Here is an 18,374-nt window from a genome sequence, read left to right as displayed (position 1 = left end):
CTCCTGACTACTGGCTGACCGGGCAATGCAGCCGGGTCATCTGCGCCCGCTTTGCAACGGGCATACTGATCGTTACCGTGATGCTGACACATCTTTGCGTCGATGTCTGCATACGGCTTACCTGCTCGCCTGCCGGCGGAGGCGGCGCGGAGAGCTGGCTATAGCGCCAGGCGTCGCGCCATAGCTGACGCGTCTGGTTCAGCTGGTGGACCCCTTGCGCCATTCCGCGCTGATAGCCGCCCAGCGCGGCGACCGTCAGCACCATCAGCGCCATCGCCAGCACGGTCTCCGGCAGGCTAAAACCCCGCTGGCGCTTCATGGCATTTGACATAAGCTCACCTCCCTGAGCGGGCAAAAATCGCTCCAGCCATGGGCGGAGAAACGCACCTGCCCGCCGCGCACCTCGCCGGACTGCCAGACCTGCACCTCGCCGCTGGCGCTGCTGAGCAGCAGCGAACCGTCGTCGAAGATGCGCAGACAGGCGCGCCAGCCCTGCTGCGCCTGCTCGCGGCAGGCCAGCGGCGCCTGTGTCGACCAGGCCTGCTGTTTTCCCCACTGTAGCGCCGAATGGGCCACAGCCGTATCGCGGATCGCCTGCGTTTCGCTGGCGGTTTGCGCCAGCAGCGCCCGCTGCTGCAGGTTAAGCCCCTCAAGCAGCAGGCTACCGAGAGTCAGCAACAGGAGCACCATCAGCAGCGACGACATTCCACGCTGGCGGATCACAGGTTATACCCCGTCACCCGCTGCTCCACCTCGGCCGCCAGACCCGCCTGCCGGGCAGAGCGCGCCGCCAGCGTCACGATCAGCTCCGGCGCGAAGCCCTCGGTCAGCAGACGCTGCGCCGCAAAGCGCGTCACCACCATAGCGGCCGGATTGGTGATTTTCTCCCATCCGCTGCCGCGGCAGTCGCTGGCTCCGCGCAAAGTCTCCAGCGCGCCATCGCGCAGGCGATAGCCGGTGCTCTCCGCCGCTGCCGCAGGGGAGGTTTCCCATGTCCCATTGCTGTTCGCGTCCCAGCGCACAATCAGGCACTCGCCGTCGGCGGCAAGCTCCAGTCCGGCTCCGCCGCACGCTCCCCGGCAGTATCCGGCGCGCTGCAGATGTTTACCCACGGCATGCACCCGCTGCCACAGTTCGTTCTCCAGGGCCAGCTGTTCGCCCTGGCGCAGAATATGGCGCTGCAGGGCGGGTAGAAAGCGGCAGGCGCCAATCAGCAGCAGCGAGCCTATCGCCATGGCGATAAGCGCCTCCGCAAGGGAAAACCCGCGGCGGCTCACTGGCACCCTCCCGCGCTGTCGCTACGGCATAAACGAATCCGCCCCCAGTGTGAAATCACAATGCTCCAGCTGCCGGCCTCGCTCTGCAGCCGCAGATTGCCCGCCCAGGCGGTGCTGCGCAGTCCGTAGAATCCCAGGCCAGGCGTGACGCCAGCCAGCGAGATCCCCGGCCAGCGCGGGCGCAGCGTTAAGGTTGACCCGGAGGCGCACGCCGACGCCTCCGCCTGCGCACTCAGGCACCAGCCCTCTTCATCCTGGCCGACGCGAAGCACGCGGTCCCGGTTGTAGGCGTTGGCGTCATCGCGCAGGAAGACCAGGAAATCCCGCACCTGGACGGCGGTTTGCCACAGTCGTTGCTGCTGCTGCCAGCGCTGCCAGCCGTACAGGCCGCCGACGCTGAGGATCATCATTAACGTCAGCGTCACCAGGGTTTCCATCAGGGTATAGCCATGTTCTCTGTTCATGGCGCAGAGTATGCCGCGGCGGTTAGCCCTGGCGCGACGACGGAAAATAGCTTTCCCGGCCAGACACGCAAAAAAGGTTTGTATGATCAACAGCAGAACATTTTTTTGCGAGCCTCTTTCCAACATTCCCGCCCACAACCGCCTGTGGTCAGGGGGCGGGGTGAAGCGTTCCTATCCTAATGGCGACGAGGGCTGCCACTCATTCAGGTGGTGAAAACGGCATAAAAAAACCGGCGTCATCGGACGCCGGTTGGTCATATCTGCAGAGGGGGTTAAATCGCCACTGGCGCTTTGATTCCCGGGTGCGGATCGTAACCTTCAATCTCGAAGTCTTCAAAGCGGTAGTCGAAGATCGACGCGGGCTTGCGTTTGATGACCAGCTTCGGCAGCGGACGCGGTTCGCGGCTCAGCTGCAGATGAGTCTGCTCGAGATGGTTGCTGTACAGATGGGTATCGCCACCGGTCCAGACGAAATCGCCGACCTGCAGATCGCACTGCTGCGCCACCATATGCACCAGTAGCGCGTAGCTGGCGATGTTGAACGGCAGGCCGAGGAAGACGTCGCAGGAGCGCTGATACAGCTGGCAGGAGAGCTTGCCGTCGGCGACATAGAACTGGAAGAAGGCGTGGCACGGCGCCAGGGCCATCTTATCCAGCTCGCCGACGTTCCACGCCGAAACGATGATCCGGCGGGAGTCCGGGTCGTTTTTCAGCTGGTCCATCACCGTGCTGATCTGGTCGATATGACGACCGTCCGGCGCAGGCCAGGAACGCCACTGTTTGCCGTAAACCGGTCCCAGGTCGCCATTTTCATCTGCCCACTCGTCCCAGATGGTGACGTTGTTGTCGTGCAGATAGGCGATGTTGGTGTCACCCTGCAGGAACCACAGCAGTTCATGGATGATGGAGCGTAAATGACAGCGCTTGGTGGTCACCAGCGGGAAGCCTTCCTGCAGGTTAAAACGCATCTGATGGCCGAAAATAGAGATCGTGCCAGTGCCGGTGCGGTCATTTTTTGGCGTGCCCTCGGCGAGCACTTTCTGCATCAAATCAAGATACTGTTTCATGGTTCCTCAAGAATTCAGTTGCTGCGGACGGTGGCGGTAAGCCCAAACCATCATGATGATACCCGCAAGCACCATCGGGATCGAAAGAATCTGCCCCATGCTGATGTACTGCACCCAGCCGCCGGTGAACTGGGCGTCGGGCTGGCGGAAGAATTCCACGATAATGCGGAACAGGCCGTAGCCAATCAGGAACAGGCCGGAAACGGAACCGGTCGGGCGCGGTTTACGGATAAACAGGTTCAGGATCAGGAACAGCACCACGCCTTCCAGCGCCAGCTCGTACAGCTGCGACGCGTGGCGCGGCAGCGCGCCATAGGTATCAAACAGCGATTGCCATTCCGGGTGGGTCGGCAGCAGCGCCAGGTCTTCAGCACGGGAGCCCGGGAAAATCATCGTGTAGTGGAAGCTCGGGTCCACGCGGCCCCACAGCTCGCCGTTGATAAAGTTGCCCAGACGCCCGGCGCCAAGGCCAAACGGGATCAGCGGCGCGATAAAATCGGAGACCTGGAAGAAGGTTCGTTTGGTGCGTCTGGCGAAGATAATCATCACCAGGATCACGCCGATCAGGCCGCCGTGGAACGACATGCCGCCGTCCCAGACGCGGAACAGATACAACGGATCGGCAAGAAAGACCGGCAGGTTGTAGAACAGCACGTAGCCGATACGGCCGCCCAGGAAGACGCCGAGGAAGCCCGCGTAAAGCAGGTTTTCCACTTCATTTTTCGTCCAGCCGCTGCCCGGACGATTCGCCCGACGGGTGGCCAGCCACATCGCAAAGACAAAGCCCACCAGGTACATTAAACCGTACCAGTGGAGGGAGACCGGGCCTAGAGAAAAAATGACCGGATCGAACTCCGGAAAATGCAGGTAGCCACTATTCATCTGTCACCATAAAGACTTGTTATTCCGCCGAAAGTGGACAGCGGTGATGATCCATGCCCGATTAAAACGGGCACGCCGAAGGAGGCGAATCATAGCATAAGCCAGGTGTGCGATCCGCGCCGGCGTGTAAAAGATATGTATACGGATGCTAACAGAATGCCGTTTTCCCGGTGGTATCCTATTTTGCCGGAGGGTGCGAACAGAGGATTCCCGGGTTACGGCTTACGCCTCACCCGGGCTACCGCTACCGCCCGCCGCGGATCAGGCCGCCGAGACCGCGCCGCTCCATAAAGGCCGCCACCTGATGGCGCACCTCGGCGGTCATCTGGGCTTCGAGGCTGCGACGCGACAGCTCCTGCGCCTCTTCGATATCGATGCGGCGCAGCAGATATTTCACCCTCGCCACCGAGCGGCCGTTCATCGACAGATGGCGATAACCGAGACCGATGAGGATCGTCACGCACATCGGGTCGCCTGCCATCTCGCCGCACAGTCGCAGATCGATGCCAAAGCGCTCCGCGTCATGGGCGATCATCGCCAGCGCCCGCAATACCGCAGGATGCAGGCTGTCATACATGCTGGCGACCCGGGTATTGTTACGGTCGACGGCCAGCAGGTACTGGGTCAGGTCGTTCGTGCCTACCGAGATAAAATCGATCCGGCTGGCCAGCTGCGGCAGCATAAAGACCATCGACGGCACCTCCAGCATCACCCCCAGACGCGGACGCGGGATGGCGTAGCCGATCATCTCTTCCACTTCCCGGCTGGCGCGGTCGATCAGCCGACGGGCCTCATCGACCTCTTCCAGACTGGTCACCATCGGCAGCAAAATGCTGAGGTTGCCGGTGGCGGCGTTGGCGCGCAGCATCGCTCGCACCTGGATCAAAAAGATCTCCGGCTGATCGAGGGTGATGCGGATCCCGCGCCAGCCAAGGCACGGATTCTCTTCACTGATCGGCATGTACGGCAGCTGTTTATCCGCGCCGATGTCCAGAGTACGCAGGGTCACCGGTTTGCTGTTAAACATCTGCAGCATGCCCTGATACTGGGCGACCTGCTCCTCTTCTGAGGGGAAGCCGCTCTGCAGCATAAAAGGAATTTCGGTACGGTACAGACCAATACCGTCAACAAAGCTGCCGAGCTTCTCTTCGTGCTCCGGGCTTAAGCCGGCGTTGAGCATGACTTTCACCCGTTCGCCGCTTTTCAGCTCCGATGCGCGCTGGAGATCGTCCTCCGCCAGGCGGCTGAGCTCGTTCTCTTCGCTGATAAGCCGCTGATATTCCTGCAACAGAACAGGTTCAGGATCCACCAGCAGCTCACCGCGATAGCCATCGACAATCAGCGTATGGCCATGCAGCAGCGAGGGCTGAATATCGGCGCCCATCACCGTTGGGATGCCAAGGGCCCGCACCATAATGGCGGCATGGGAGTTGGCAGCGCCATCGCGCACCACCACGCCGGCCAGACGATCCTGCGGCACCTCGGCGAGGGTGGTGGCCGACAGCTCGTCCGCCACGAGGATAATGCGCGCCGGCCAGGTGTTAGGTCCCTGAATACTGTCGTCGAGATGGAACAGCAGACGCTGACCCAGCGTGCGCAGGTCGCCGGCCCGCTCTTTCAGATAGCCGTCGCTCAGCGCGGCAAACTGTTCGGCGAACTTCTCGATGATCTTTTTGACCGCCCACTCGGCGACGGCGCCTTTGTCGACTTCGGCAAAGAGCTCGCGACGCAGGCGGGCGTCGGAGAGCAGGTGCGAGTAGAGATCGAAGATCGCCGCCGTCTCTTTTTGCGCGCCGGCGGCGTAGCGTTTGCTGTAGCGACGAAACTCGTTGGCCGCTTCTTCCAGCGCGCCGGTCAGGCGTTCACGTTCCGAGGCGGTGTCCAGCGTCGAGGCTTCATACACCTGCTCCATCAGCGGCAGGCTGACGTCCATCCAGCCCTCGGCAATCGCCACCCCGGAAGAGGCCGGCAGAGCGCGAATGCGCGTCTGACGATACTGGCCGAACAGGGCGTTCAGCTGGGACTGGGAGAGGATCGCCGCCATCTGGGTGGCGAGGGTGACGAGGAAAGACTCTTCGCTTTCATCAAACTGGCGCAGCTCACGCTGCTGAACCACCAGCACGCCCAACAGCTGGCGGCGCTGGATGATCGGCACGCCAAGGAAGGCGCGGAAGCGGTCCTCTTTGACGGCGGGAATATACTTGAAGCTGGGGTGTTTTTGCGCATCGGCGAGGTTGATGGGCTCCGCCAGGCGGCCAACCAGCCCCACCAGGCCTTCATCGAACGCCAGCGCAACGGTGCGCCCGCGAGGTTTTTTTAACCCGCGGGTAGCCATCAGGTAATAGCAGCGTCGATCATTGTCAGCCAGGTAAACCGAGCAAACTTCCGTCTCCATCGCCTGGCAGACATCCGTCACCAGAATATCCAGCGCCTCGTTTAAACGCGGCGCACTCGCGACCTTCTCGACTATTTCTCGCAACCGAGTGAGCATAATGTGCGTGGCTTAACCTCTTTTACGTCGATAAGCAGGCGCGCTTTGCGGCTTAGGTGCGCTCTCCGCCAGCGACATAGTGACGCTGGCGAACTCTTTCATCACCCGGCGGTAGACGTCGCGTTTGAACGACACCACCTGACGCACCGGGTACCAGTAACTCACCCAGCGCCAGCCATCAAATTCAGGTGTGCTGCTGGTTTGCATATTGATGTCCGCGTCGTTACCGATCAACTGCAAAAGAAACCACTTTTGTTTCTGGCCGATACAAACCGGCTTTGTGTCCCAACGCACCAAACGTTTAGGCAACTTGTAACGCAGCCAGTTACGGGTTGAGGCAAGGATCCGCACATCTTTACGGCTTAACCCGACCTCTTCAAACAATTCCCGATACATCGCCTGCTCTGCGGATTCTCCTGGATTTATGCCCCCTTGCGGGAACTGCCACGAGTGCTGACCATAGCGTCGGGCCCACATGACCTGGCCCTGACGATTACAGATTACAATACCGACATTTGGGCGGTAGCCATCGTCATCAATCACCGGACTACCTCAAGATAAGCTTCAATGTGAATGATTGTTTCACACTCGTCGGAAACGGTAAACCACTCTGTTCGCACACTGAGAACGGATAACATTTGAATAACTCACAGTAATTGCCAGAGTTATAAACAGCGAAAGCGCCCGACGTCCGATTTTATTCACTTTTTCTGTGGATAGAGTTGTGAAGAAGTACGGAATTAACCCGGGAAAACCCGGAGTAATCTGAACATCGCACTGCTAGCACCTTATAATAATGATAGCATATTCATTAAGTTAGAATATATTCCTTTCACTTATTACAGCATAACGTGACGATCATCACACATGCGATCCGCCGACTGATGAAAGATCGAGCAATGTCGATTTTATCCACAGATTACGCGCAGGTCGCGGGCATATTTTCTCTAAAAATTCGATTTTCGTCGCACGTCAAGGCTGTAAATCGAACCAGTAGTGGGTCTTTTCCCCAGTTATCCCACTTTTCTGTGGATAACATGGTGTAAGATCCTGTTTATTGTCAGTGACCAGTTCTGGAAAACCTGTTTTCATGGTTTTCACCTGCCGCGTAATGACCTTAAAAAATCATATAAATCATGGAATTGGTATAGTTACTCAGAAAACGATAAACTCTATCCACAACGCGCAAAATTAGCGCTCATTTTTTAACCAAAGGTGTCGCCCTATGCCCGCTATCGCTCCGCTCTCCTCTCCGCCGCAAAGTCAGGAACAGCTATTGGCCCAGGCCCGCCAGCTGGCCGGCTATACGCTGGGTGAGCTGGCGGCGCTGGCCGGGATCCCCATTCCCCGCGATCTGAAACGTGATAAAGGCTGGACGGGCATCCTGCTGGAGCTGTGGCTGGGGGCCAGCGCGGGCAGTAAACCCGAGCAGGATTTCGCCGCGCTGGGGGTGGAGCTCAAAACGATCCCTATCGACAGCCGGGGCCGTCCGCTGGAGACGACTTTTGTCTGCGTCGCCCCGTTAACTGGCAATAGCGGCGTCACCTGGGAGAGCAGTCATGTGCGGCATAAGCTGCAGCGAGTCCTGTGGATCCCTGTGGAGGGAGAGCGCACCATTCCTCTGGCGGCGCGGCGCGTCGGCGCACCGCTGCTGTGGAGTCCGGATGAAGAAGAGGAGCGCCAGCTGCGCATGGACTGGGAAGAGCTGATGGATCTTATTGTCCTCGGTGAGGTGGAGCGCATTACCGCCCGCCACGGCGAGGTGCTGCAGCTAAGACCGAAAGCGGCCAACAGCAAGGCGTTGACCGAAGCCATCGGCGCCCGCGGGGAGACGATCCTCACGCTGCCGCGCGGCTTCTACCTGAAAAAGAATTTTACCGCCGCCCTGCTCGCCCGCCATTTCTTGTTACAACACGATTAATTTTTTGTTCTGCGTTGGGGCTTGCATATAATTGCTGCTTTCTATTTTGCAGGACTTTGAACAATGTTATTTGCATGGATAACCGATCCTAACGCCTGGCTGGCGCTGGGCACCTTGACGCTGCTGGAGATCGTGCTCGGGATCGATAATATTATTTTTCTCTCTCTGGTTGTGGCCAAGCTCCCCACCGCCCAGCGCGCCCACGCGCGACGGATCGGTTTAATGGGGGCGATGGTCATGCGCCTGGCGCTGCTGGCCTCTATCGCCTGGGTCGTTAAGCTGACCAACCCGCTCTTTACCGTCCTCGGTCAGGAGATTTCGTTTCGCGATCTGATCTTGCTGTTTGGCGGACTGTTCCTTATCTGGAAAGCCAGTAAAGAGATCCATGAATCTATCGAAGGCGAAGAGGAGGGGCTGAAAACTAACGTTCACTCCTTCCTCGGCGCCATCGTGCAGATCATGCTGCTGGACATCATCTTTAGCCTCGACTCGGTGATCACCGCCGTCGGCCTGTCGGATCATCTGTTTATTATGATGGCGGCGGTTGTGATTGCGGTGGGGGTCATGATGTTCGCCGCGCGACCTATCGGCGATTTTGTTGACCGTCATCCGTCGGTGAAAATGCTGGCGCTGTCGTTTCTGATCCTCGTCGGCTTTACCCTGATGCTGGAAAGTTTCGACGTCCATGTGCCGAAGGGATACATCTACTTCGCGATGTTCTTCTCTATTGCGGTGGAGAGCCTTAACCTGCTGCGCAATAAGAAAAACCCGCTGTAAACCACAAAATTGCAGCCTGGTCACAGGCTGCAACCCTTTTTCAGACTTTACTGCTTTTTATGTCTCACAAATCAGGCTATTAATAGACAGGTATGGGGTGCAGCTACTCAAGAGGTGATGACGATGAAAAAATGGGCAGTATTGATTTCCGCCGTAGGACTGGCGTTCTCGGTTTCCGGTTGCAGCAGCGATTACGTCATGGCGACCAAAGATGGGCGAATGATCCTGACCGACGGTAAACCCACCGTGGATGACGATACCGGTCTTATCAGCTACGAAGATCAGCAGGGTAATAAAATGCAGATCAATCGTGACGACGTTTCACAAATCATTAAGCGTTAATTTTTCCCCGTCGGCCCCAGCCTCTGTTGACGCTGCGCTTACCGACAACCAGTCTTCTGAGAAGAGTCGGGACACACCAGGACACCGCGGATTTCACCCACCGCTCCTCCTCGTCACCCGGCTTTTTTGATTTTTTTACTTCCTCTTTTTCTCACCCTCTGCCATGTTGATACTCCTTTGTCGGGGAATGCCTGACCTTATAAATAAAAAGGAAGCTGGCTATGCAGTATCACCGTATCCCACACAGTTCACTTGAAATCAGCACCCTCGGGCTGGGAACCATGACCTTTGGCGAGCAGAACAGCGAGGCCGATGCCCATCAGCAGCTCGACTATGCGGTCGCCAACGGCATCAATCTGATCGATGTCGCTGAAATGTACCCTGTCCCGCCGCGCCCGGAAACTCAGGGGCTGACCGAAACCTACGTCGGCAACTGGCTGGCGAAACGCGGCAATCGCGAAAAGCTGGTGCTCGCCTCGAAGGTCAGCGGGCCCGCGCGTAATAACGACAGCAGTATTCGACCAAACCACGTCCTGGACCGGAAAAATATCCGCGAGGCGCTGCACGCCAGTCTGAAGCGTCTGCAGACCGATTATCTCGACCTGTACCAGGTACACTGGCCGCAGCGCCCCACCAACTGCTTTGGCAAGCTGGGCTACACCTGGGCCGACTCCGCCCCCGCGGTGACCCTGCTGGATACCCTCGAGGCGCTGACCGAGTTCCAGCGCGCCGGCAAGATCCGCTACATCGGCGTGTCGAACGAAACCGCCTTCGGCGTGATGCGTTATCTGCACCTGGCGGATAAGCACGACCTGCCGCGAATCGTGACCATTCAGAACCCCTACAGCCTGCTGAACCGCAGCTTTGAAGTCGGCCTGGCGGAAGTGAGCCAGTTCGAAGGCGTGGAGCTGCTGGCCTACTCCTGCCTGGCTTTCGGCACCCTGACCGGGAAGTACCTCAACGGCGCGAAGCCGGCGGGGGCGCGCAATACGCTGTTCAGCCGCTTTACGCGCTACAGCAGCGAGCAGTCGCAGAAAGCGGTGGCGGCGTATGTGGATATCGCCAAACGCCACGGCCTCGATCCGGCGCAAATGGCGCTGGCCTTTGTGCGTCGGCAGCCGTTTGTCGCCAGCACCCTGCTGGGGGCGACGACCATGGCGCAGCTGCAGGCCAACGTGGAAAGTTTACAGCTTGAGCTGAGCGAAGAGGTATTAGCGGAGATTGAAGCGGTGCATCAGGTTTATACCTACCCGGCTCCGTAGCATGACCTGTCGACGCCGGCTTCTGGCGTCGCGTTGTTGCCCGGTGGCGGCTACGCCTTACCGGGCCTTCGCTACCCAGGTCGGGTAGCCACCTCAGCAGCCGCGGTAGCCCGGGTCAGGCGTAAGCCGCAACCCGGGGTTTCCCTCTGCCCGCGCGCCTGGCAGGGGTTACGATTTCGAGTCAACCGCGACGAGAAGTTATTTACGCCGCCCCCAGACCCACAGCGCGGCGATGGCCACGGCAAACACCGCGCCAAAACCTATCCCCACGGCGACCGGCGGAACGCCCACGCTCACCGCCAGGGAATAGAGCCCCAGCATCAGCAGCATCGCCACGTTTTCGCCCAGGTTCTGTACCGCAATCGCGTTACCCGCCCCGACCGAGTGTTTCCCGCGCTCCTGCAGCAGCGCATTCAGCGGCACGATAAAGAAGCCGCCGAACACCCCGAGCAGCAGTAGCAGTCCGAACGCCGGCAGCAGCGACTGCTGCACCGCAAACGCCATTACCGCAATACCGATCAATATCCCGGCCGGCATACAGCGCGACACCGTCTCCAGAGTCACCAGCTTCGCCGCCGCCCCGGCCCCCAGCACAATCCCCACCGCCACCATCGCATTAAGATAGGTGGGCATGGCGTTGCTGGTAATGCCCAGCGCTACCGGCACCCAGATCACCAGCAGGAAGCGCAGGGTCACGCCAGCGCCCCAGAACAGGCTGGTGCCCATCAGCGAAAAGCGGGTTTCGCCGTTGCGCCACAGCGTGCGGCAGGCGCTGAAGAAGCTGTGCGTCATCGGCTTAAAACGCCATGACTGCCCCGGACGCGCCGCCGGCAGCCTGGGTATCCACAGGTTAGCCACCACCGCCCCGCCGTAGACCAGCGCGCAGACGATCAGCGCCGCCAGCACGTGCCAGTCGGCGAGGATCCCGCCGGCCATGGAGCCCAGCAGGATCGCCGCGATGGTCGAGGACTCCATCAGTCCGTTAGCCTTCACTAACTTATCGCCGGTGGTCAGTTCGCCGAGAATGCCATACTTGGCCGGCGAATAGGCGGCGGCGCCAATCCCCACCAGCGTATAGCCGATAAACGGATTAACGCCGAAGCAGATACAGCCGGCGCCGAGCAGCTTCAGGCCGTTGGCCACCATCATCACCCGGCCTTTGGCAAAGCTGTCGGCGAACTGGCCGACAAAGGGGGCAAACAGGATGTAAGCGCCCACAAACAACATCTGCAGGACCGGCTGGCTCCACTCCGGATAATAAAGCTGCTTCATCAGCGCCAGGGTGGCGAAGAGAAGCGCATTGTCGCCGAAGGCCGACAGGAACTGGGCGCAGATCACCGCCATCATCCCTTTCGAATACAGCGAAGGGTTAGTATGCACTGACTCACTCATGGGTTGTTTCCGCCTCGTCGACCATGTTTTTCAGGGTGACATAGTCTGGCTTGCCGCTGCCGAGCACCGGCAGCTGTTTCAGCCAGCGTATATCGCGCGGCACCGCCAGCTCCGGTACGCCGTGCTGGCGAGCGTAGCGCAGCAGGGCTTCGCGAGTCAGTTCATTATCGGTGGTAAACAGCACCAGCGCCTCGCCTTTGCTGGCGTCCTGTTTAATCGCCGTGGCGTGCATTTTGTCCGGCGACGCGCCGAGGGCCACCTGCTCCACCATCTCAAGAGAGATCATTTCGCCAGCGATTTTGGCGAAGCGCTTCGCGCGGCCCTGGATGCGGACATAGCCCTGCTCGTCGAAGGTGACGATATCGCCGGTGTCATACCAACCCGCTTCCTTTTCGCCGTGCTGATTTTCCGCCGTCGGCGCTTCCAGCACCCCGGGATTTTCCACCCGCAGGTAGCCTTTCATAATGTTCGGCCCTTTAAGCTGCAGCCGCCCCCCTTGCTCAATGCCAGGCATCGCCAGCAGGCGGGCGTCCATCCCCGGCAGGATACGCCCCACGGTGCCGACCTTCGCCGCCATGGGCACGTTGATCGAGACCACCGGGGCGCACTCGGTCACGCCATAGCCTTCGAGAATGCGCAGGCCGAATTTATCCTGCCACAGCTGTTTGGTGCTCTCCTGCAGCTTCTCCGCCCCGGCGACCACATAGCGCAGACGATAGAAATCATAGGGGTTAGCGAAGCGGGCATAGTTGGCGAGGAAGGTCGAGGTGCCGAACAGCACTGTGCAGTTGCGATCGTAGACCAGCTCCGGCACCACGCGATAGTGCAGCGGGCTGGGATAGAGAAACACCTCCGCGCCGGTAAGCAGCGGCGTCAGCAGACCGACGGTGAGGCCAAAGGAGTGGAACAGCGGCAGCGCCGACATAAAGCGGTCATTAGCGGTAAAGTCGGCAATGGTTTTGATCTGCTCGACGTTGGCCAGCAGACTTTTATGGCTGTGCACCACCCCTTTCGGATTGCCCTCCGAGCCGGAGGTGAAGAGGATCATCGCCGCGTCTTCCGGCTGCTGCTTAACCTGCGCCAGACGCGGCGCCAGCAGATGGCCGAAAATCCACAGTTTGTCCGCAGGGGTGATATCGCCTTTGAGATCTTCCAGGAACACCCAGCGCACCTGGGTCAGCTGCTCCGGCAGGTGCCAGAGCTTGCCTTTATCGAGAAAGGTGCGCGAGGTAAAAATGGTGTTGAGTTCCGCGGCGGCGATGGCGCTGCTGAGCCCTTTCACCCCGGCGGTATAGTTCATCATCGCCGGAATGCGCCCGCGGGCGATCGCGCCGAAAATCACCGCCGCGCTGATGCCGGCGTTGGGCAGCATCAGGCCGATCTTCTCGCCCTGCTGGCTGTATTTTTCCAGAATGCGGGCGACAAACAGGGTTTTGGTCAGCAGCTTGCGATAGGTATCCGGCTGGAAGTTGATATCCTCCACGCAGGGTTTGCGCGCGCCGAAGCGGTCCTGCGCCGCCAGCAGCGACTCATACAGGGTTTCCCGCGGACGCACCGCCATCCGGGCTTCCATCATGATCTGATGCAGCATTTCTCCGGCGATTTTGCGCCGGTCGCGGGCGCGCGGCGCCTCAGGCATCGGCAGATGGGTGGGCGGCAGCAGATGCAGCTGAATACGCGGGAACAGGCGACGTTTCACCAGCCCCTTCAGCCGGCTGAAGGGCGTCAATTCAGCGCCTTCAATGCGCAGCGGCACGATGGTCGCCTGCGATTTGGCGGCGACAAAGGCGGCGCCGTCATAAATTTTCATCAGCGAGCCGCTGACCGAAATTCGCCCTTCCGGGAAGATGACCACCGGCCGCCCCTGTTCAATCAGGCGCACCAGATGTTTGATCGACATCGGTTTGGTCGGGTCCAGCGGCACAAAATCGATAATCGGCGTCAGCGCGCGCATAAACCAGCGCTGGCTGATTGAGGTATAGACGGCAAAAACCGGTCGGACCGGCAAAAACAGCGCCAGCAGAATGCCGTCGAGGAACGAGACGTGGTTCGGGGTAATTAAGACTTTTTGCTGGTGCAAAGCCTGCGTGTCGCCGGTCAGTCTGACCCGGTATAACCCCTTGAACAGCAGTCTGAAAAATCCCAATAGCATAACAACTCCATGTGACCGGTGATGAGTCAAAGCAGGTTACACGAGAAGGCGTGGGAAAGCAGTGCAGCGGGGGGATTTTCAGAATAAAAAAAACCTGCGCATCCGCGCAGGCTGGTGTAAGACGTCCAGTACGAAGAGCGTACCTGAGAAACTCACCTATCAATACCTCTGGGATCTCGATTGTCGCGTTTTTCGCCCGGTTCGGGCCAGCGGGAAAACGCAAGGGAGTGAGCCTAAGTGCAACCAGTTATTACGATTTTCGCTATCTGTAACAACGCCGGCGACGGGCAAAAAAAAACCTGCGCATCTGCGCAGGCTGGTGTAAGTAAAGTGGTCAACATGACGTTGACTCCACCTATCAATACCTCTGGGATAGCCAGAATATCAACCTGCTCGGCGGACAAACCAGCGAACATTCGCAACAGCGCATCGCAAAGTGTAAGCAAAGGTTTGTATTTCCCCGAGCCGGTTTCAATTACTGATAGCGTCAATGTAAACAGGTCACCGATAAGCCCGCTCTGAATCACATTTGCGCCATTCCTTCGCCGCCGCGCCTTGAATCTGCCGCTCTTTCCCGTAACATAGCAGTATGTAAACGCTTACCCTATAAAAGGCATGGTATGGCGACAATTAAGGATGTAGCCCGACTCGCAGGAGTCTCCGTCGCTACCGTCTCCCGCGTCATCAACAACTCTCCCAAAGCCAGCGAAGCCTCGCGTCAGTCCGTGGGCGCGGCGATGGAAACCCTCAACTATCACCCCAACGCGAACGCCCGGGCGCTGGCCCAGCAGTCCACGGAAACCGTCGGCCTGGTGGTGGGCGATGTCTCCGACCCCTTCTTCGGCGCGATGGTCAAAGCCGTCGAACAGGTGGCCTATCGCACCGGCAACTTTTTGCTGATTGGCAATGGCTACCACAACGTGCAGAAGGAGCGCCAGGCGATAGAGCAGCTGATCCGTCACCGCTGCGCGGCGCTGGTGGTGCATGCCAAAATGATCCCCGATGAGGAACTCGCCGGGCTGATGAAGCAGATCCCCGGCATGGTGCTGATCAACCGCATCCTGCCCGGATATGAAACGCGCTGCGTGGCGCTGGACGATCGCTACGGCGCCTGGCTGGCGACCCGCCATCTGATCCAGCAGGGGCACACGCGTATCGGCTACCTGTGCTCAAACCACGATATCTCTGATGCGGAAGATCGCCTGCAGGGGTACTACGCGGCGCTGGAGGAGAGCGGCCTGCCGTGCAACGACCGGCTGGTCACGTTCGCCGAGCCGGATGAAAGCGGCGGCGAACAGGCGATGACCGAACTGCTTGGCCGCGGCCGCCACTTTAGCGCCGTCGCCTGCTATAACGACTCGATGGCCGCCGGCGCGATGGGGGTGCTGAACGACAACGGCATCGACGTCCCGCGGGAAATTTCGCTGATCGGCTTCGACGATGTCCTGATTTCGCGCTATGTTCGCCCGCGGCTGACCACCGTCCGCTACCCGATCGTCACGATGGCGACCCAGGCGGCCGAGCTGGCCTTAGCCCTGGCGGAGCAGCGCCCGGCGCCGGAGATCACCCACCTGTTCAGCCCGACGCTGGTGCGCCGTCATTCGGTGGTGGCCCCGCAGGAAGGCGATAAGTCGTAGCGATAGAGATGCACGGCGGTGGCCGGGTAATCCAGCCCCTCGCCGATGTAGCGCCAGCCGAAGCGTTCATAAAAATCGCGGCAGGCGGAGTAGAGATAAAGCTCCCGATAGCCCGCGCGGCGGGCATAATCGATCACATGCCGCTGCAGTTGTCCGGCCAGCCCCTGACCGCGAGCGGCGGGCGCGACGTACAGCGCCGCCAGCCAGGGAAACAGATCCTGGCGGCTGATCAAATCGCAGCGCCAGAGGCCAATCGTTCCCAGCAGTTGCTCCCCTTCCACGGCAATAAAGGTCAGCGGCAGCGCCTCCGCCGTCTGGCTATGCTGCACAATGCTGGCGAAAAACTCCCGCGGCAGCGCCTCGCCGCCAAAGGCCTGCCACAGCCAGTCGGTCACCTCCCGGGCGAACTGCGGCGCGGCGTACAGCGGCAGGATCGTCATACCAGCTTCCCCTGAAAAATCGGCACCGAGTCGAACAGATAGCCGTCAAAGTCCGGGGCGTCTTCATCGGACAGCTCCAGCAGACTGTTTTTAACGTTTTCCAGATGCTGCCACATCGCCTGCCAGGCGCCCATCACATCGCGACGCCGCAGCGCGGCAAGCAGGGTCTGCCGGTCGCCGAGCCACTTCAGCCGCCAGGCGCGGCTGGCAATATGCACATTAAACTGCTGCCACAGCGGGCTGCTGTCCATCTGCAGCCAGATCCGCTCCACCGTCGCTAACAGCATCTGGTTCTGCGTCGCCCCGGCCAGCACCAGATGGAACAGACGAGCGTTATCCTGGGCGGTGTCGTTGAGGGCGATTGCCCGCTGCTCCTGCTCGATAATCCGCTTCAGATTATCGATATCGGCGCGGGTGGCCATTTTCGCGGCAAAGGCGGCGATATTGCTCTCCAGCAGCTGGCGCGCCTGGAGAATTTCAAACGGACCAACGTCGCTGCTGAGCAGCTGCTCTTCTTCGCTGTCGTTTTCGTGCGGGATACGCATGACGTACACCCCGGATCCCTGACGGATATCCACCGTCCCCTGCAGCTCCAGCATCAGCAGCGCTTCGCGCACGATGGTCCGGCTGACGCCATAGGTTTCGGCAATATGGCGTTCCGGCGGCAAGCGCGACCCGACCGGGTAGCGCCCCTGCGCGATCTGGGCGCGCAGGTCATCACCAATCTCCTGATAGGGCTTCTTTTCCGGCGGAATTATCGCTTTTTCCACAAAATCACCTGTGCGTTACATGCCTGCGAGTCAAACACGGCGCTATCTTAGCAAATATTGCCCCCGGCTAGCGGTATTCATCATCGATATCCAGCACCAGCTCACGCCGTTCGCCGAGCTGACGAAACCAGTGCGCCGAGGCTTTGGGTCGCCGGGCGCGATGGTTTTGCAGGTCGATTTCGATAAGCCCGTAGCGGTTTTTAAAGGCGTTCATCGGCGACACGTTGTCGGTAAACGCCCACAGCATATAGCCCTGGCAGTTGGCCCCTGCCTCGCGGGCGCGCAGGGTGTGCCACAGATGTTCGCTGATAAAACGAATGCGGTAGCTGTCGTCAATGGCGCCTTCGCGGTTACGGAACTGGCCTTCGTTTTCCACCCCCATCCCGCTCTCCGCCACGAACCAGGGAATGTTGCGATAGTCATTTTTTATCCGCATCGCCATATCAAAGATGATTTGCGGGTAGATTTCCCAGCCGCGGGAGGCGTTCATCCGCCGGCCGGGCAGCTCAAACGGCTCATAATACCAGGCCGGATGGAACGGGGTATGCGGATGCCAGGCCCGCGACGGGGCTTTGACCCGGTGCGGATAGTAAAGGTTAATCCCCAGCTCATCGACGGTGTGCTCGCGGATAATCGCCAGATCCTCCGCGCTGGCCTCCCACGTCACCTGATGCTGCTCAAGCAGCGCGAGAAGCGCCGGCGGCCAGACCCCGTGCACCAGCGGGTCGAGAAACATACGGTTGTAGAACAGATCGTAGATCTCCGCCGCGCGCAGGTCATGCGGGGCGTGGGAGCGCGGGTAGGTCACCTCCGGATTGAGGATGCAGCCGACGGTCCCGGGATAGCCTAGCTCGCGAAATCGCTTCACGACGCAAGCGGTCGCCAGCACCTTATGGTAGTTCCACTGCATCCAGGTGCTGGTGTTCTGCTCATAGGGCCAGCGCAGGGCATCAAGATAGACCCGGGTCTGCACCACGATCGGCTCATTAAAGGTAAACCAGCGGGTCACCTTCGGGTGGTAGCGGGCAAAAACCTGCTCCGCGTAGCGCACAAACAGCTCGACCACCGTTTTCGACCCCCAGCCGCCATACTTTTCCAGCAGATAGCCCGGTAATTCGTAATGCTCAAGGCAGATCATCGGCGTGATGCCGTTGGCCAGCAGCGCATCGAACAGCTGGTCGTAATAGGCCGCATACTCCTCATCCACCGTGACGTTTTCATAGTCGGTCAGAAAGCGCGACCAGTTGATCGAAGTGCGGTAGTGGGTCAGCCCGGCCAGCTTCATCAGCTGCACATCTTCCTGAAAGCGGTTGATAAAATCGGTAGCCACCGCCGGGCCATAGCCGTTATGCCAGACGTGACGGTCGTTTTTGTACCAGAGATCGGGCCAGGAGTCCTGCCCCGGTTTTTTCCCGCTCCAGCCCTCGGTCTGCCAGGCGGAAGCCGCCGCGCCAAGGATAAAATCATCGGGAATAGTCATCCGTACGGTAGTCATAGGCT

18 protein-coding genes and 1 pseudogene are annotated in these 18,374 nt (G+C 59.7%); 6 read left to right on the top strand and 13 right to left on the bottom strand.

All coding sequences use genetic code 11. From position 1 onward, the window contains the following. Positions 1–7 precede the first annotated feature (7 nt). From L2I46_RS05345 to rppH, 8 genes are all read right to left on the bottom strand, one after another. On the bottom strand, positions 8–331 hold the full coding sequence (locus tag L2I46_RS05345) for a prepilin-type N-terminal cleavage/methylation domain-containing protein (protein WP_023290895.1): 324 nt from the start codon (positions 329–331) through the stop codon (positions 8–10). Then, complete coding sequence (locus L2I46_RS05340) at positions 316–723, bottom strand: DUF2509 family protein (protein ID WP_023290896.1); 408 nt, start codon at positions 721–723, stop codon at positions 316–318. The genes L2I46_RS05345 and L2I46_RS05340 overlap by 16 nt, the downstream gene beginning before the upstream one ends. Beyond that, positions 720–1,277: a prepilin peptidase-dependent protein gene (locus L2I46_RS05335; protein ID WP_236947589.1), complete on the bottom strand. Its 558-nt coding sequence runs from the start codon at positions 1,275–1,277 to the stop codon at positions 720–722. The genes L2I46_RS05340 and L2I46_RS05335 overlap by 4 nt, the downstream gene beginning before the upstream one ends. After that, positions 1,274–1,825, bottom strand: a complete 552-nt coding sequence (locus tag L2I46_RS05330; protein WP_085551581.1) for a prepilin peptidase-dependent protein — start codon at positions 1,823–1,825, stop codon at positions 1,274–1,276. Before L2I46_RS05330 ends, L2I46_RS05335 begins: the two co-directional genes overlap by 4 nt. A gap of 188 nt (positions 1,826–2,013) precedes the next feature. Beyond that, a complete protein-coding gene (gene thyA, locus L2I46_RS05325; protein ID WP_023290899.1) occupies positions 2,014–2,808 on the bottom strand; it encodes a thymidylate synthase in 795 nt (264 codons plus the stop codon). Positions 2,809–2,814: 6 nt separating this feature from the next. Beyond that, positions 2,815–3,690, bottom strand: a complete 876-nt coding sequence (lgt, locus tag L2I46_RS05320) for a prolipoprotein diacylglyceryl transferase (protein ID WP_004205445.1) — start codon at positions 3,688–3,690, stop codon at positions 2,815–2,817. A gap of 244 nt (positions 3,691–3,934) precedes the next feature. After that, on the bottom strand, positions 3,935–6,181 hold the full coding sequence (ptsP, locus tag L2I46_RS05315) for a phosphoenolpyruvate--protein phosphotransferase (protein ID WP_023290901.1): 2,247 nt from the start codon (positions 6,179–6,181) through the stop codon (positions 3,935–3,937). A gap of 12 nt (positions 6,182–6,193) precedes the next feature. After that, positions 6,194–6,724, bottom strand: coding sequence for an RNA pyrophosphohydrolase (gene rppH, locus L2I46_RS05310; protein ID WP_004205443.1), 531 nt, complete (start codon positions 6,722–6,724; stop codon positions 6,194–6,196). Between the two features lie 453 nt (positions 6,725–7,177). On the opposite strand from rppH, the pseudogene L2I46_RS05305 reads away from it, so the two are divergent. The 5 genes and pseudogenes from L2I46_RS05305 to L2I46_RS05285 all read left to right on the top strand — a co-directional run. Further along, positions 7,178–7,318 (top strand): annotated as a pseudogene (locus L2I46_RS05305) (hypothetical protein); the annotation flags it as partial. Positions 7,319–7,406: 88 nt separating this feature from the next. Beyond that, on the top strand, positions 7,407–8,102 hold the full coding sequence (gene mutH / locus L2I46_RS05300; protein WP_032453976.1) for a DNA mismatch repair endonuclease MutH: 696 nt from the start codon (positions 7,407–7,409) through the stop codon (positions 8,100–8,102). A gap of 63 nt (positions 8,103–8,165) precedes the next feature. Then, positions 8,166–8,879 carry a TerC family protein gene (locus L2I46_RS05295; protein ID WP_023290903.1) on the top strand — a complete coding sequence of 238 codons (714 nt, stop codon included), beginning with the start codon at positions 8,166–8,168 and terminating at the stop codon, positions 8,877–8,879. Positions 8,880–9,002: 123 nt separating this feature from the next. Continuing rightward, the gene (locus L2I46_RS05290; protein WP_002915974.1) at positions 9,003–9,221 is read left to right on the top strand and encodes a YgdI/YgdR family lipoprotein; all 219 of its coding nucleotides are present in this window, start codon (positions 9,003–9,005) and stop codon (positions 9,219–9,221) included. Positions 9,222–9,442: 221 nt separating this feature from the next. Then, on the top strand, positions 9,443–10,483 hold the full coding sequence (locus L2I46_RS05285; protein WP_072413531.1) for an NADP(H)-dependent aldo-keto reductase: 1,041 nt from the start codon (positions 9,443–9,445) through the stop codon (positions 10,481–10,483). A 198-nt stretch (positions 10,484–10,681) separates the two neighbouring features. Here the strand turns inward: L2I46_RS05285 and lplT are convergent, their stop codons facing one another. Beyond that, entirely contained in the window at positions 10,682–11,875 is a 1,194-nt protein-coding gene (gene lplT, locus L2I46_RS05280; RefSeq protein ID WP_023290904.1) for a lysophospholipid transporter LplT, read from the bottom strand. Next, positions 11,868–14,027 carry a bifunctional acyl-ACP--phospholipid O-acyltransferase/long-chain-fatty-acid--ACP ligase gene (aas, locus tag L2I46_RS05275; protein WP_023290905.1) on the bottom strand — a complete coding sequence of 720 codons (2,160 nt, stop codon included), beginning with the start codon at positions 14,025–14,027 and terminating at the stop codon, positions 11,868–11,870. Before aas ends, lplT begins: the two co-directional genes overlap by 8 nt. Positions 14,028–14,647: 620 nt before the next feature. On the opposite strand from aas, the gene galR reads away from it, so the two are divergent. Beyond that, positions 14,648–15,664 (top strand): HTH-type transcriptional regulator GalR, encoded by a 1,017-nt coding sequence (gene galR / locus L2I46_RS05265; RefSeq protein ID WP_002915981.1) that lies wholly within the window; start codon positions 14,648–14,650, stop codon positions 15,662–15,664. On the opposite strand, the gene L2I46_RS05260 is transcribed toward galR, so the two are convergent. From L2I46_RS05260 to L2I46_RS05250, 3 genes are all read right to left on the bottom strand, one after another. Further along, positions 15,625–16,104, bottom strand: coding sequence for a GNAT family N-acetyltransferase (locus L2I46_RS05260; RefSeq protein WP_023290906.1), 480 nt, complete (start codon positions 16,102–16,104; stop codon positions 15,625–15,627). The genes galR and L2I46_RS05260 overlap by 40 nt on opposite strands. Further along, positions 16,101–16,874, bottom strand: coding sequence for a GntR family transcriptional regulator (locus L2I46_RS05255; RefSeq protein ID WP_004205433.1), 774 nt, complete (start codon positions 16,872–16,874; stop codon positions 16,101–16,103). The genes L2I46_RS05260 and L2I46_RS05255 overlap by 4 nt, the downstream gene beginning before the upstream one ends. A 67-nt stretch (positions 16,875–16,941) precedes the next feature. Then, positions 16,942–18,369: a glycoside hydrolase family 1 protein gene (locus L2I46_RS05250; protein WP_032453983.1), complete on the bottom strand. Its 1,428-nt coding sequence runs from the start codon at positions 18,367–18,369 to the stop codon at positions 16,942–16,944. Positions 18,370–18,374: the final 5 nt, after the last annotated feature.

This window comes from Klebsiella sp. 2019SCSN059, assembly GCF_021739525.1.
Taxonomy (GTDB): Bacteria; Pseudomonadota; Gammaproteobacteria; order Enterobacterales; family Enterobacteriaceae; genus Klebsiella; species Klebsiella quasipneumoniae.
The sequence above is the reverse complement of the archived record's forward strand: the minus strand, read 5'-3'. Positions and strand labels throughout refer to the sequence as shown.

Coding starts and splice junctions, on each gene's coding strand:
- lplT (WP_023290904.1), bottom strand. CDS start 11,875: ATGAGTGAGTCAGTGCATACTAACCCTTCGCTGTATTCGAAAGGGATG.
- ptsP (WP_023290901.1), bottom strand. CDS start 6,181: ATGCTCACTCGGTTGCGAGAAATAGTCGAGAAGGTCGCGAGTGCGCCG.
- L2I46_RS05260 (WP_023290906.1), bottom strand. CDS start 16,104: ATGACGATCCTGCCGCTGTACGCCGCGCCGCAGTTCGCCCGGGAGGTG.
- L2I46_RS05285 (WP_072413531.1), top strand. CDS start 9,443: ATGCAGTATCACCGTATCCCACACAGTTCACTTGAAATCAGCACCCTC.
- L2I46_RS05345 (WP_023290895.1), bottom strand. CDS start 331: ATGTCAAATGCCATGAAGCGCCAGCGGGGTTTTAGCCTGCCGGAGACC.
- galR (WP_002915981.1), top strand. CDS start 14,648: ATGGCGACAATTAAGGATGTAGCCCGACTCGCAGGAGTCTCCGTCGCT.
- lgt (WP_004205445.1), bottom strand. CDS start 3,690: ATGAATAGTGGCTACCTGCATTTTCCGGAGTTCGATCCGGTCATTTTT.
- L2I46_RS05290 (WP_002915974.1), top strand. CDS start 9,003: ATGAAAAAATGGGCAGTATTGATTTCCGCCGTAGGACTGGCGTTCTCG.
- L2I46_RS05295 (WP_023290903.1), top strand. CDS start 8,166: ATGTTATTTGCATGGATAACCGATCCTAACGCCTGGCTGGCGCTGGGC.
- mutH (WP_032453976.1), top strand. CDS start 7,407: ATGCCCGCTATCGCTCCGCTCTCCTCTCCGCCGCAAAGTCAGGAACAG.
- thyA (WP_023290899.1), bottom strand. CDS start 2,808: ATGAAACAGTATCTTGATTTGATGCAGAAAGTGCTCGCCGAGGGCACG.
- aas (WP_023290905.1), bottom strand. CDS start 14,027: ATGCTATTGGGATTTTTCAGACTGCTGTTCAAGGGGTTATACCGGGTC.
- L2I46_RS05250 (WP_032453983.1), bottom strand. CDS start 18,369: ATGACTACCGTACGGATGACTATTCCCGATGATTTTATCCTTGGCGCG.